The sequence below is a fragment of the Micromonospora citrea genome (assembly GCF_049629545.1).
GTDB lineage: Bacteria > Actinomycetota > Actinomycetes > Mycobacteriales > Micromonosporaceae > Micromonospora > Micromonospora citrea_A.
Genome location: NZ_JBNADX010000002.1, coordinates 1 through 12,700 on the forward strand (window position 1 = coordinate 1; position 12,700 = coordinate 12,700).

Annotated in this window: 13 protein-coding genes; 2 read left to right on the top strand and 11 right to left on the bottom strand. The window is 72.8% G+C overall.

All coding sequences use genetic code 11. The features are described from left to right. Positions 1 to 17 precede the first annotated feature (17 nt). Both ACPFP2_RS02595 and ACPFP2_RS02600 read right to left on the bottom strand, forming a co-directional pair. Positions 18 to 638: a TMEM175 family protein gene (locus ACPFP2_RS02595; RefSeq protein ID WP_424086312.1), complete on the bottom strand. Its 621-nt coding sequence runs from the start codon at positions 636 to 638 to the stop codon at positions 18 to 20. Positions 639 to 795: 157 nt separating this feature from the next. Beyond that, positions 796 to 2,376 carry a Rieske 2Fe-2S domain-containing protein gene (locus tag ACPFP2_RS02600; protein ID WP_424085707.1) on the bottom strand — a complete coding sequence of 527 codons (1,581 nt, stop codon included), beginning with the start codon at positions 2,374 to 2,376 and terminating at the stop codon, positions 796 to 798. A 238-nt stretch (positions 2,377 to 2,614) separates the two neighbouring features. Here ACPFP2_RS02600 and ACPFP2_RS02605 point away from each other — a divergent pair, with 238 nt between their 5' ends. Further along, a complete protein-coding gene (locus ACPFP2_RS02605) occupies positions 2,615 to 2,836 on the top strand; it encodes a DUF2631 domain-containing protein (RefSeq protein WP_088977912.1) in 222 nt (73 codons plus the stop codon). Positions 2,837 to 2,903: 67 nt separating this feature from the next. Here ACPFP2_RS02605 and ACPFP2_RS02610 read toward each other — a convergent pair whose 3' ends face one another. From ACPFP2_RS02610 to ACPFP2_RS02650, 9 genes are all read right to left on the bottom strand, one after another. Continuing rightward, complete coding sequence (locus tag ACPFP2_RS02610) at positions 2,904 to 4,004, bottom strand: DivIVA domain-containing protein (protein ID WP_424085710.1); 1,101 nt, start codon at positions 4,002 to 4,004, stop codon at positions 2,904 to 2,906. Positions 4,005 to 4,026: 22 nt separating this feature from the next. After that, positions 4,027 to 5,178 carry a 23S rRNA (adenine(2503)-C(2))-methyltransferase RlmN gene (rlmN, locus tag ACPFP2_RS02615; RefSeq protein ID WP_424085712.1) on the bottom strand — a complete coding sequence of 384 codons (1,152 nt, stop codon included), beginning with the start codon at positions 5,176 to 5,178 and terminating at the stop codon, positions 4,027 to 4,029. Positions 5,179 to 5,282: 104 nt separating this feature from the next. Further along, positions 5,283 to 6,545, bottom strand: coding sequence for a phosphatidate cytidylyltransferase (locus ACPFP2_RS02620; protein ID WP_424086314.1), 1,263 nt, complete (start codon positions 6,543 to 6,545; stop codon positions 5,283 to 5,285). Between the two features lie 404 nt (positions 6,546 to 6,949). Further along, positions 6,950 to 7,507, bottom strand: a complete 558-nt coding sequence (gene frr, locus ACPFP2_RS02625; protein ID WP_424085714.1) for a ribosome recycling factor — start codon at positions 7,505 to 7,507, stop codon at positions 6,950 to 6,952. A gap of 85 nt (positions 7,508 to 7,592) precedes the next feature. Next, a complete protein-coding gene (pyrH, locus tag ACPFP2_RS02630; RefSeq protein WP_088977907.1) occupies positions 7,593 to 8,360 on the bottom strand; it encodes a UMP kinase in 768 nt (255 codons plus the stop codon). Positions 8,361 to 8,523: 163 nt separating this feature from the next. Then, positions 8,524 to 9,351 carry a translation elongation factor Ts gene (gene tsf / locus ACPFP2_RS02635; RefSeq protein WP_424085716.1) on the bottom strand — a complete coding sequence of 276 codons (828 nt, stop codon included), beginning with the start codon at positions 9,349 to 9,351 and terminating at the stop codon, positions 8,524 to 8,526. A 139-nt stretch (positions 9,352 to 9,490) separates the two neighbouring features. Next, positions 9,491 to 10,360: a 30S ribosomal protein S2 gene (gene rpsB, locus ACPFP2_RS02640; protein WP_424085718.1), complete on the bottom strand. Its 870-nt coding sequence runs from the start codon at positions 10,358 to 10,360 to the stop codon at positions 9,491 to 9,493. Positions 10,361 to 10,595: 235 nt separating this feature from the next. After that, complete coding sequence (locus ACPFP2_RS02645; RefSeq protein ID WP_424085720.1) at positions 10,596 to 11,561, bottom strand: hypothetical protein; 966 nt, start codon at positions 11,559 to 11,561, stop codon at positions 10,596 to 10,598. A 64-nt stretch (positions 11,562 to 11,625) separates the two neighbouring features. Further along, positions 11,626 to 12,108 (bottom strand): diadenosine tetraphosphate hydrolase, encoded by a 483-nt coding sequence (locus tag ACPFP2_RS02650; protein ID WP_424085722.1) that lies wholly within the window; start codon positions 12,106 to 12,108, stop codon positions 11,626 to 11,628. Positions 12,109 to 12,286: 178 nt separating this feature from the next. Between ACPFP2_RS02650 and ACPFP2_RS02655 the strand changes: the two genes are divergently transcribed. Continuing rightward, complete coding sequence (locus tag ACPFP2_RS02655; RefSeq protein WP_424085724.1) at positions 12,287 to 12,646, top strand: YraN family protein; 360 nt, start codon at positions 12,287 to 12,289, stop codon at positions 12,644 to 12,646. The last annotated feature ends 54 nt before the right edge of the window (positions 12,647 to 12,700 follow it).

Genomic DNA, 12,700 nt, shown 5'->3' on the forward strand with positions numbered 1-12,700 from the left:
GGGGGTGGGTGGGTGGATCAGGTGGGGTGGGACGGGGGGAGGTCGCCGGGGCCGCGGACCAGATAGAGGGCGACCAGGAGCAGGTAGGCGCAGAGGCTGAGGACCGGGTCGACGAAGACCACCGCGAAGGCGACCAGGTAGAGCAGCGGACCGAGGCGGAACCGGCGGGCCACCGCGCGGGCCAGCCCCGGGTCGAGACCGGGGTGCAGCAGGCAGCGGCGGCGCGCCCACCACCAGCTCAGGTTGAAGAAGAGCGCCTCGCCCAGCACCGTGCCGACGTACAGCCCGGCGGTCAGCCGCTGGTCGGCCACGGAGCCGCGCACGTTGTCGGCGAGCAGGTTGGCGGTGAACGGGATCGCCGCCACGAACATCAGCAGCGTCAGGTTCAGCACGAGCAGCATCTGGTCGACGCGGACCACGTACCGCCACATTTTGTGGTGGGTGAGCCAGACCTGACCGACGATCGCGAAGGTGATCACGTACGCCAGGTAGGCGGGCCACTCGTGGCCGAGCGCGGCGGCCAGGCCGTCGACAACACGCTCCGGGGTGAACTGGAGCAGTTCCACCGCCATCAGGGTGAGCACGATGGCGATCACCGCGTCGCTGAACGCCTCCACCCGCGAGGCGTCCCGGGCCATCTCGCTGCGCCGACCGAACCGGTACCCCGGATCGTCGTCGGTCCCCGTCCCGCCCCCGGCCTCCCCCATGAGGGGATCGTCGCGCGCCGGGGGCGACGGTGCGGGCGGAACCGGGGCTTGCGTCGAAGTCCCCGGCCCGCCTGCGGCGGACCGAGCCCTAGCTGACCGCCTCGCCGGCGGGGGCCGGGGTGTTCGCGTCGGCGCGGTGCGCCCGGACCTTGTGCCCCACGCTGGTCAGGCAGCGGCCGCTGGGCAGGTCGAACTTCCAGCCGTGCAGCTGGCAGGTGAGCTGGTCGCCGTCGACGATGCCGAAGCGGGTCAGGTCGGCCTTCAGGTGCGGGCAGCGACGCTGCACCACCCAGTCGCCGAGGGTGACGTCCTCGGCGTCGCTGGTGCGCTCGTGCTCGTCGTACCAGCCCTCGGCGTACTGGAGCCGCTCGGTGGAGAGGCACTTGAAGAACGCGTAGACGAACTCGTTGTACTGGCCGATCCGGGCGGCCGAGAAGCGGCAGGAGAGGAAGAGCGAGTTGACCCAGTCCACCTCGCCGATGTGCAGCAGGTGCTCGATCAGCGCCCGCTCGGTACGGAACCGGTAGCGCACCTTCTCGTCGGCGTACGGGCGGACCTCCTTGCCCGGGAAGTCCACCACGATCGACTCGACGCTCTCCCCGTCGTAGCCGACGAGGTCGAAGCGGACCGGGCCGCCGACCCCCTTGGCCAGGTAGATCGACTCGTCGAGCAGCGGCTCGATGCGGCGCTTCATCTCGCCGAGCACGTCCACCTCGGGGTGCCGCCAGGACGCCTTCTCCGCCTCGATGACCGGCCGCTTGCGCTCCCGCATCTCCTCCAGGTGGGCGACCTTGTTCGCGAAGAACTCCTCGACCGGCACCGGGTGGGTGGTCGTCGCGCCCTCCGTGGTGACCTCGGTGACGCTGCCCGGCAGCAGCACGATGCCGTTGGTGCCGCCGACCTTGGCGTACTCAGAGAGGAAGACGGACTGGTCGGGAAAGATGTTGCCCTCGTCGCCGTGGATGTCGTTGAACTGCCACAGCGCGTCGTCGAGGAAGCACGGCGGGCCGGCGATCGGGAAGACGTGGTCGGCCTTCAGGTCGTCGATGTAGCGCCAGGTCCGGTCGAACTGCCGGTCGCGCTTCTGCTTGCCGAACGCGGTCTTCGCCGCCTGCGGCAGCTCGTAGACCATCGGGTACCAGATCGCGCCGGAGAACTGCAGCAGGTGCGCGTGCACGTGGCCCAACTCGGCGAAGACGCCCAGATCGGTCGGCCGGGCGTCGTTCTGGTTGAGCAGCCGGACACCGTCGTACTCCACCCAGAGTGAGGAGTCGCCGATCGGGCCGTCGGTCGGGCTGGTCAACGCCTGGATCATGATCTTCAGGCCGCCGTCGAGCTCCACGACCTGCTCGTTCGGCGCCTTGAGGAACTTGGTGAAGCCCAGCTCCCGCAGCTCGTCCTCCATCTCGGAGGTGGGGAACTCGGGCAGCAGCACCGTGGCGTCCTTCGAGACGAACTCACGCAGGTGCTTCCCGTCGAAGTGGTCGCGGTGCAGGTGCGAGACGTACAGGTAGTCAACGTCACCGAGGGCCTCCCAGTCGAGCTGGGAGTTGTCGGGGAAGGGGAACCAGGAGGCGAAGTAGGCGGGATTGACCCACGGGTCGCACAGGATGCTGCCCGCGGCCGTGTCGATCCGCATGCTGGCATGTCCCGTACCGGTCACTCGCACCGCAGTCCCCCTCAAAAAGACAATCAAGGTGTACGTCAAGACGCTACCGGAGGCAGTGTCCTCGCCGTCCCGCGACGCCGGCAGAGCCGACCCGCCCCGACCGGAAGGGGTCCAACGACCCGGGTCGTGCGGGGCGTGTCCCCCGTTCGCGTACCCCGGTCAGGGCGGACCCCGCACCGGGCCCGGCAGGGGGCGTGCCAGACTACTCGGAGATCCGATCGCGAGGGAAGGACCGACAGTGGCAGGAAGCGAGCCGGTAACCGCGCCAGATCAGCACAAGCCCGGACACCGCAAGTCCGGACGGATCGGCGCGGTGCTCTCCGCGCTGGCGCTGCTGGCGATGCTCTGCGGCAACCACGAGGGCAGGGTCGAGGACATCTGGCTGGTCGGCCTCGCCGTGCTGCTGCTGGCGATCGTCGTCGGCGACGCGGTGCTGCGCCGCAACGGCCTGCGCTCCTGAACCGCGCCACCGCGCCGGACGACACGAGGGCCCGCCCCCATCGGGGAGCGGGCCCTCGTCGCGTCGGTCAACGGCCGAGCAGGATGTCCTGCACGTCCTTGAGGGCGGCGTCGACCTCGGCCTCGAAGTAGCCGCCCTGGACCAGTCCGAACCGCAGGGTGTCCAGGTCACGCGGGTTCACCGGCATCGGGTTGCGGCCCTGCATGCCGCCGAGCAGCGCCTCGAAGAAGCGGTCGACCTGGTCCGGGTCGTACCCGCTGCCGAAGCGACGGACCTGGAAGCTGCGCCGGATCTGGTCCACCCGGTAGAGGTCGCTGCCGGGCGGGCCGGCCATCGGCGGCCCCACCATCGGCGGGCCACCCATGGGCGGGCCGGCCATCGGCGGCGGGCCACCGTGCCCCTGCGGCGGCATGGGCGGCGGGCCGGCCGGACCGGGGCCCCGCAGGTCGCGCTCCGGCATCCGGATCTCGGCGGTCATGTCGGCCCGGCCGTGCCGGCCGGCCTCGAACCCGTCGAACCGGCCCGGCTCGTCCTGGGCGTAGCGACCCGGCGGCTCCTCCTGGGCGTAGCGACCCGGCGGCTCCTCCTGGCCGTAGCGGCCCGGCCCGGCGGGCAGGCCACGCTGCGGCGGACCGCCGTGGCCCAACTGCCCACCCGGGCCCATCGGGCCACCCGCGCCGGGCCCACCCGGACCGCGCGGCGCGTCGTAGCCGCCCCGCGGGGCGTCGTACCCGCCGGCGAAGGCGCCGGTCGGCTCGTCGTACCGGTTGCCGTACCGGTCCGGTGGGCCCGGCTGCGCCGGCATCCCGCGCGGCGGCAGCGGCTGCGGGACGGGCGAGAGCCCCCGGTGGTCGTCGCGCATCGGCGGGCCGAGGCGGTCGGCGGACGCGCGCAGGTCACCGCTGCGCCCGCCGGCCAGGCCACCGCGCTCCTCCAGCTCGGCCAGCTGCCGCTCGACCCGATCGAGGTGCAGGTCGACCTGCCACTCGTCGTAGCCGTTGAAGCGGACCCGGAAGACGACGTCGTGGACCTCCTGGGAGGCCACGGGCGCGCCGACCGGCTGACCGGCGAGTGTCGCCTCGACCCGGTCCAGGAAGGCGTCCACCTCGTCGACCTTGTAGCCCCGGCGGAGCGCCTTACGCCGGAAACGCTGACCCTGACTCGCCACTATGTCTCCTGGTCTCGTACCGCTACGCCCGGTCACGCCCGCGCGGCGCGTCGGTGTTGCTGTCCTCGGCCGCCGCCAACTGCCCGCACGCGCCGTCGATCTCGCGCCCCCGGGTGTCCCGCACCGTCGTGGACACCCCGGCCTCGCGCAACCGCCGGACGAACTCCCGCTCGACCGGCTTCGGGCTCGCGTCCCACCGGCTGCCGGGTGTCGGGTTGAGCGGGATGAGGTTCACGTGGGCCAACCTGCCGGCCAGCAGCCGTCCGAGCAGGTCCGCCCGCCACGGCTGGTCGTTCACGTCCTTGATCATCGCGTACTCGATCGACACGCGGCGCCCTGTCCGGGCCGCGTAGTCCCACGCTGAGTCCAGCACCTCGGACACCTTCCAGCGCTGGTTGACCGGCACGAGTTCGTCGCGCAGATCATCATCGGGCGCGTGCAGCGACAGCGCAAGGGTCACTGAGAGGTCTTCGCTGGCCAGTCGGCGGATGGCCGGGACCAGCCCGACCGTGGAAACGGTGATGTGCCGCTGGGACAGGCCGAGCCCTTCCGGAGCCGGCGCGACCAGCCGCCGGATCGCCGCGACCACCCGCGAGTAGTTCGCCAGCGGCTCGCCCATGCCCATGAAGACGACGTGCGACAGCCGCGGCGGCGATCCCGCCACCTGGCCGGAGGCGGCGACGCCGGCCAGGTAGACAGCCTGGTCGACGATCTCGGCGGTGGAGAGGTTGCGGGTCAGCCCGGCCTGGCCGGTGGCGCAGAACGGGCACGCCATGCCGCAGCCGGCCTGGCTGGAGATGCAGACGGTCACCCGGTCCGGGTAGCCCATCAGCACGCTCTCCACCAGCGAGCCGTCGTGCAGCCGCCAGAGCGCCTTGCGGGTGGCGCCGTCGTCGCAGGCCAGCTCGCGTACCGGGTTGAGCAGGGTGGGCAGCAGCGACCCGGCGATCCGCTCCCGGGTGGCCGCCGGCAGGTCGGTCATCAGCTCCGGGTCGCGTACCAGCCGACCGAAGTAGTGGTTGGAGACCTGCTTGGCGCGGAATGCCGGCTCGCCCAGTTCGGTCACCAGCGCCTGCCGCCCGGGCAGGTCCAGGTCGGCGAGGTGGCGGGGAGGCATCGCGGGCCGCCGCCCGGGGGCGTCGGGGTCTACGGGGATCACAGGCAGGCTCGTCATGGCGCGTCCAGTCTGTCACGCCGTTCGGCCGACACCGCCGTCCGGAGGTGCCGATTCCGCCCTGGCCGAGCGGGGCGGACGGGCGACCGGGCGTGATTCATGCCTCAGCCCACCACCGGCACGAAGACCGCCAGCAGCAGGTAGGCGGTGGGAACGGCGAAGAGGATCGAGTCCAGCCGGTCCATCAGGCCGCCGTGCCCGGGCAGGAGATTGCTCATGTCCTTCACGCCCAGGTCACGCTTGATCATGGACTCGGCCAGGTCGCCGAGGACCGCCGCCCCGGAGACCGCGATCCCGAACACCGCACCCCACCACGGCGCGACGTCCAGGAGCAGCCAGATCAGCAGGGCGCTGCCGGCCGCCGCGGCGGCGACCGAACCGGCGAACCCCTCCCAGGACTTCTTCGGGCTGATCGACGGGGCCATCGGGTGCTTGCCGAAGGACACCCCGGCGGCGTACCCGCCGGTGTCGGAGAGCACCACCGCGACCAGGGTCACCAGCACCCGCAGGTGCCCGTCGTCGGGGGCCGCCGCGAGCAGCGCCGCGAACCCGGCGAGGAACGGCACGTAGACCGCGATCAGGGTGGCGGCCGTGAGGTCGCGCTGGAAGCCGGCCGGACCGTCGCCGAGCCGCCAGATCATCGTGCCGAGCACCGTGACCAGCAGGCCGAGACTGAGCGCGTCCGGCCCGGCGAACCAGGCCAGCCCGACCGTCAGCACGCCGCCGGCGATCAGCGGCACCACCGGCGGGTGGGCGCCGCTGCGGCGGACCGCGCGGGCCATCTCCCAGATGCCCACACCGACCGCCGCGGCCAGCACGACCAGGAACGCCTGGAGGTAGAAGAACAGGGGTACGAGGATCAGCGCGCCGAGCGCGACGCCGACCCCGATCGCGGCCGGCAGGTTACGGCCGGCCCGGCTGGGGGCGCGCTGCTGGGTCGGCGGCCGCTCCGCGCTGGCCCGGCGCCGGCCACGTTGCCGGCCGGACGGCCGCTGCGGCTCCGGCTCGTCGGCGACCTCGGCCCGCACCACCGGGATCTGCGAGGTGGACACGTCGTCGTCGCGCACGGGTGCGAGCGGCGCGGTGGGCGCGTCGTCGTCGAGCGGCGGGCGGCCGGGGCCGCCAGGTCGGCCGGGGCCGCCAGGTCGGCCGGGACCGTCGCCGGGCAGGGCGTACGGGTCGGCGACGGGCTCGTCGGGGCGGTGCGCGTGCGGGCGCGGCGGGGCCTGCGGCCCGGCGTACAACTCGGGGCCGGCCTGCCGGCTCCACGGCTCGACGTCACGCTCCGGCCAGGGCAGCGCGGGAGGGCGCTCCGGCCGGTCCCAGCCGCGAGGCTCGGCACCGCCGTAGGGGTCGAGGTGGGACATCACGCACCGAACGGCAACGGTACGAGTTCCACCACATGACGCAAGACCAAGGCCATCCCCTACACGCGCGACTGTTCCGTCCGATTGCCCGGCCCTTCGACCGGTCGATTCCCGCCGTTCACCGCGTGGTGGCCCGGGAATCGTGCCGAGCCTACTGCACTCCCCGCCCCGGCAGGGCGGACGATGGCCGCCGGGGACCTGCCCGGACCGGGTGGGTGCGCCGGCCCGCGCGGGTACCGCCTCGCCACGAGCGCCGCCGCACCGCGCCGCCACCCGCACGTCAGGTGCCGCCGCGCGCGGGACGGACGTGCCTGCGCGCTCCGGGGCGCGACGACAGCGGCACCGGCGCCCACCGCCCGAGGGGGCGGCGGCACACCGGTGCCCGATGCCGCGGTGCCGGTCGCTCAGACCTCGAGCAGCTCGGCTTCCTTGTGCTTGACCAGTTCGTCGACGGTGGCGACGAAGCGCTGGGTCAGGTCGTCGAGCTCCTTCTCGGCGCGACGGCCCTCGTCCTCGCCGACCTCCCCGTCCTTGACGAGGCGGTCCAGCTCCTCCTTGCCCTTCCGGCGGATGTTGCGGACGGCCACCTTGGCCTCCTCACCCTTGTGCCGGGCCACCTTGATCATCTCGCGGCGGCGCTCCTCGGTCATCTGCGGGAGCAGGATGCGCAGCTGGTTGCCCTCGTTGTTCGGGTTCACGCCGAGGTCGGAGTCGCGGATCGCCTTCTCCATGGCGTTGATCTGCGAGTTGTCGTACGGCTTGATGATGACCATCCGCGGCTCGGGCACGCCGATGGACGCCATCTGCGGCAGCGGGGTGGGGCTGCCGTAGTAGTCGATGATGACCTTGGAGAACATGGCGGCGTTGGCGCGACCGGTGCGGATGGCGCCGAACTCCTCCTTGGCGTGCTCGATGGCACGCTCCATCTTCTCCTCGGCCTCGAGGAGGGTGTCGTCGATCACCGGTCTCCTCGCCTCCTTCTGTTGCTCGTCGTGGGCTGATGCTGCTGTCTGTCGGAGGACCGCCGCGGTGGCCGGCGGGGGCCGTTCAGGCGGTGATCAGCGTACCGATCTTGTCGCCGCCGACCGCGCGGATGATCGTGTCGTCGCCCTGTGCGCCGAAGACCAGCATCGGCAGCCCGTTCTCCATGCAGAGGCTGAACGCGGCGGCGTCGGCCACCCGCAGGTTGCGGCGCAGCACCTCGGAGAAGGTGATCGAGTCGAACTTGCTGGCGGTCGGGTCGACCCGGGGGTCGGCGGTGTAGACGCCGTCCACCCCGTTCTTGCTCATCAGCACCACGTCGGCGCGGATCTCCAGCGCCCGCTGCGCGGCGACCGTGTCGGTAGAGAAGTACGGCATGCCGGCGCCCGCCCCGAAGATCACCACACGGCCCTTCTCCAGGTGCCGGATGGCGCGCAGCGGGATGTACGGCTCGGCGACCTGGGCCATCGTGATCGCGCTCTGCACGCGGGTCTCGATGCCCTCCTTCTCCAGGAAGTCCTGCAGGGCGAGGCAGTTCATCACGGTGCCGAGCATGCCCATGTAGTCGGCGCGGGCCCGGTCCATGCCGCGCTTCTGCAGTTCGGCGCCGCGGAAGAAGTTGCCGCCGCCGACCACCACGGAGACCTGCACCCCGCGCCGGACGACGGTGGCGATCTGCCGGGCGATGGCCTGTACGACGTCCGGGTCGACGCCGATCGCGCCACCGCCGAAGACCTCGCCGGAGAGCTTCAGCACCACCCGGCGGGCCCGCCCGGGCGGCGGCGCCGTCGGGTCGTCAGCCTCCAGGCTCCGGTCACTCACAACCTGCGTCATCCGCCCCGCCCTTCCCCGGGCGCACGTCCCGCGCGCCGCGTACCGCTCGACTGCCGTTGCCGACCCTATGTGACGAGGAGGCCGCGGTGCCTGTCACGTACACCGGCGGCCTCCTCGTCGACGTTCCCTGCCCACGGGCGCGGTATGCGCCCGCTCCGGCGGATCAGGCCTGGCCGACCTCGAACCGCAGGAAGCGGGTCACCTCGATGCCGGCCTCGGCCAGCACCTGCTTCACGGTCTTCTTGTTGTCGGCGACCGACGACTGCTCGACCAGGACGTAGTCCTTGAAGAAGGCGTTGACCCGACCCTCGACGATCTTCGGCAGCGCCGCCTCGGGCTTGTTCTCCTCGCGGGCGGTCTGCTCGGCGATGCGCCGCTCGGACTCGACGACCTCGGCCGGCACCTCGTCCCGGGTGAGGTACTTCGGCCGCATCGCGGCGATCTGCATCGCGACCGCGCGGGCGTCGGCGTCGCCGGCCTCGTCGGTCTTGCCGCTGTACTGCACCAGCACGCCGACCGCCGGGGGCAGGTCCTGGCTCTTGCGGTGCAGGTAGACGGCGGTCGTGCCCTCGAGCTTGGCGAAGCGGTTGAGCACCAGCTTCTCACCGATCTTGGCCGACTGCTCCTGGATCAGGTCGGCGACCGTCTTGCCGTCGAGCTCCGAGGCGAGCAGCTCCTCGGCGTTGCTCACGCCGCTGCGCTCGCCGTGCTCGACCAGCTGCTGGGCCAGCGCGATGAAGGCGTCGTTCTTGGCGACGAAGTCCGTCTCGCAGTTGAGCTCGAGCAGCGCCTGGCCGGAGTGCGCCACGAGACCGTTGGCGGCGGTGCGGCCGGCCCGCTTGCCGACGTCCTTGGCGCCCTTGACGCGCAGGATCTCGACGGCCTTGTCGAAGTCGCCCTCGGCCTCGGTCAGCGCCTTCTTGCAGTCCATCATGCCGGCGCCGGTGAGGTCGCGGAGCTTCTTGACGTCCGCGGCGGTGAAGTTGGACATGACTCTCTCTTCGGTGTCGTGTCGGAACTGCGGTGGGATGGTCTGGGTGCCGGTTACCCGGATCCGGGCCGGATGTGTCCGGCGTACCCGCCGCTCCCCGCCGTCCGCGAAAACGGACGGCGGGGAAGCGACGGTGCGATCACTCCGCGGCGGCGGTCGCCGGCTGCTCGGCGGGCTGCTCGGCCGCCGGCTGCTCGGCCGGCTTCTGCTCGTCGGCCTTCTTCGGCTGCTCGAGCAGCTCGCGCTCCCACTCGGCCAGCGGCTCGTCGGCTCCGACCTGACCCGCCTCGGGCTTCTCGTCGCCGCCACGGCGGCGGCCGGAGCGGGCGATCAGACCGTCGGCGACGGCGGCGGCGACGACCCTGGTCAGCAGCTCGGCCGAGCGGATCGCGTCGTCGTTGCCCGGGATCGGGAAGTCGACCTCGTCCGGGTCGCAGTTGGTGTCGAGCACGGCGATCACCGGGATGCCCAGCTTGCGGGCCTCGTCGACGGCGATGTGCTCCTTCTTGGTGTCGACCACCCAGATCGCGGCCGGGAGCTTCTGCATGTCCCGCAGGCCACCAAGGGTCTTGGTGAGCTTGGTCTTCTCGCGGAACAGCTGCAGGGTCTCCTTCTTGGTGTAACCGGCGGCGGTGCCACTCAGGTCACCCAGGGCCTCCAGCTCCTTCATCCGCTGCAGCCGCTTGTACACCGTCTGGAAGTTGGTCAGCATGCCGCCGAGCCAGCGGTGGTTGACGTACGGCTGGCCGACCCGGGTCGCCTGCTCGGCGATGGCCTCCTGGGCCTGCTTCTTGGTGCCGACGAAGAGGATGCTGCCGCCCTCGGCCACCGTGTTGCGCACGAAGTCGTACGCCTTCTCGATGTAGTCGAGGGTCTGGCGCAGGTCGATGATGTAGATACCGTTGCGCTCCGTCATGATGAAGCGCTTCATCTTCGGGTTCCAGCGCCGGGTCTGGTGCCCGAAGTGGACACCGCTCTCCAGCAGCTGACGCATGGTCACGACGGCCATGGTGGGGTACTCCTCAAGATCCCTGGTTGTCACGCCCGGCCGGTGGCCGGGCGTCCTGGCGCCTGGTCGCCGGCCATGGTGGGCCCGAACAGGATCGGGACCAGGGAGGCCGTCGCCCCACGACGAACCGTGGAGAGGGCGCGCGAGGTCGACCGCACGAGGCGGTCGCCAGTCGATTAGTGTACGCCCCTGCCCCGGCACCGGGCCGCCGGGTGCGCGAACCCGCCCGCCCGGGTCAGCCGGCCGCCAGGGCGGCGGCGAGGAAGAGCGCCAGCCCGACGGTCAGGTAGGCGGTCGGCGGGCGCAACCAGCCCCGCGCGCCGTCGGCCATCGCCAGTCCGCCGGTGCGCAGCCCGTACAGGCCGCCGGCGAAGATCGGCAGCCCGACGACCAGGAACGTGCCCACGACCACGTGCGACGTGGAGACCGGATCGCCGGTCAGGCCGTGCAGCAGCACCCGCAGCGCCGGGAGCTCGAATACCAGGACCAGCAGGCCGAGCAGCGCCGCCAGCGCCGGGCGGCGGGTCCGGTAGACGCCGTCGGAGGGCGCGCCGGCCGGCCGGTACGCGGCGTCGGGGCCCGCCGTCACGTCCGGACGGGGCAGCACCGAGGGCATCGGGCCGGTCGGCATCTCCAGCGGGTTCGCCGGCTCACCGCCCCGGTTCGCCCCGATGATCGGGTATCCGGCCAGCGGGGCGGACCGGTCGGCCGCGCTGCCGGCGAGCGGGCCGGCCCCGGTGGTGGCGAGCCGGTCGGCGTGCTCCGGCGCACCGCCGGCGAGCGGCCCCGCCCCCGTCGTCGAGAGCCGGTCCGCGGTCGACGGACCGACGCCGCTCGTGGCGAGCGGGTCCGGCGCGGCCTCACGGGCGGCGCGGCGCCCGGGACGGTCCCCGGGCAGCTCGCCGGAGACCTCCGGGTCGTCCCGTTCGGCCCACCGCGCGCGGGTCGGGCGGTATCCGTCCGACTCGGGCCGGCCGTCACCGAGCGGGTCGGCGGCGCCGAACCGTCCGGTCCCGTCGTAGCGGCCGGCGTCGGCGTAGCGGCCCTCCTCGGCGACGCGCTGGTCGGGGGTACGGAACTGCTCGTCGCGCGGGCGTGCCTCGCCGCCGCCACGCCAGTCCTGGTCGTCGTACCCGCGCTCGCGGCCGGCGGGGTACCAGCGCGACTCCTGGTCTTCGGGGTAGCTCCGTCGTGCGTCCACGTCCGGCACGGTATGCGACCGCCACCGCTGCCGCCATTCGCCCCCGGTGCCCTCGTCCGCCCGGTCAGGGACGTTCGGCCGCCAGCGCGTCCAGTTCGGCGGTGAGCAGGGCGCGCAGCTCGCGGTGCCGGGGCCCGAGTGCGTGCGCCGGGTCGCGCCACACCGGGGCCGGGTACGCCGTGGCCGGACCCTGCCGCAGCTCGGCCGGCTCCCAGTCGTAGCGGGGGCGCACGTGGGCGTGCAGGAAGGCGTCGAGGTTGCCGAGGATCTCGTAGTTGACCCGGCGGAAGGCGGGATCGCGGCGGGCGCAGACCCGGTGGACCGCCGCGCCCAGCAGGTCCAGGTCCGCGAGGAAGGCCAGCCGGCGCTCCCGGGGCAGGTCGGCCAGCCGGTCCGCGGCGGGATCGTCGCTGATCAGGACGCAGTAGCCGGGCAGGAACTGGACGTCGCCGATCACCGCGAACCCGGCGGTGAGGCGTCGCAGCACCGTCGGGTTCTCGCCGCGCAGCGCCGCCCCGACCCGGTCGTCCCGCCAGCCGCCCGTCATGCACCCAGGCTAGGGCGCGTGTCGGAGTCCCCCGGGTCGGCCTGCGGCACATGCCCCGGGGCTGCCCTCGTAGCACAGTGCGGGCATGATCGGGTGGCTGTCCACAGGCCGCCCCGCCGTCCACAGCCGGCGCGACCGTGGCGGCGCCGTTCGCCCCCGCCACCGCACTCTCGACGCCATGACGAAGCGGAACCAGGCCGTCGGCGCGTACGGCGAGCGGTGCGCCCTGCGCCACCTCATCGGAGCGGGGCTGCGTCCGGTCGCCCGCAACTGGCGCTGCCCGGAGGGCGAGATCGACATCATCGCCTGGGACGGTGCGGTGCTCGCCTTCTGCGAGGTGAAGACCCGACGCGGCGGCGACTACGGCACCCCGGCGGAGGCGGTCGTGCCGCGCAAGGCCCGGCGTCTGCGCGGGCTCGCCGCCCGGTGGCTGGCCGAATCCGGGGTCGACGCCGACGAGGTCCGCTTCGACGTGCTGGCGGTCCGGCTGCCCGCCGCCGGCCCCGCGCTGGTCGAACACCTCAAGGGCGCGTTCTGATGGCCCGGGCGGCGATCCGCCGGGCGACGGGCCGTCAAGCGGGCGGGGTGGCGG

What these genes read in the sequence shown, in the direction of transcription:
- ACPFP2_RS02620 (WP_424086314.1), bottom strand. Translation starts at nt 6,545, where the DNA reads ATGTCCCACCTCGACCCCTACGGCGGTGCCGAGCCTCGCGGCTGGGAC.
- rlmN (WP_424085712.1), bottom strand. Translation starts at nt 5,178, where the DNA reads ATGACGAGCCTGCCTGTGATCCCCGTAGACCCCGACGCCCCCGGGCGG.
- pyrH (WP_088977907.1), bottom strand. Translation starts at nt 8,360, where the DNA reads ATGACGCAGGTTGTGAGTGACCGGAGCCTGGAGGCTGACGACCCGACG.
- rpsB (WP_424085718.1), bottom strand. Translation starts at nt 10,360, where the DNA reads ATGGCCGTCGTGACCATGCGTCAGCTGCTGGAGAGCGGTGTCCACTTC.
- ACPFP2_RS02655 (WP_424085724.1), top strand. Translation starts at nt 12,287, where the DNA reads ATGACGAAGCGGAACCAGGCCGTCGGCGCGTACGGCGAGCGGTGCGCC.
- ACPFP2_RS02650 (WP_424085722.1), bottom strand. Translation starts at nt 12,108, where the DNA reads ATGACGGGCGGCTGGCGGGACGACCGGGTCGGGGCGGCGCTGCGCGGC.
- ACPFP2_RS02595 (WP_424086312.1), bottom strand. Translation starts at nt 638, where the DNA reads ATGGCCCGGGACGCCTCGCGGGTGGAGGCGTTCAGCGACGCGGTGATC.
- tsf (WP_424085716.1), bottom strand. Translation starts at nt 9,351, where the DNA reads ATGTCCAACTTCACCGCCGCGGACGTCAAGAAGCTCCGCGACCTCACC.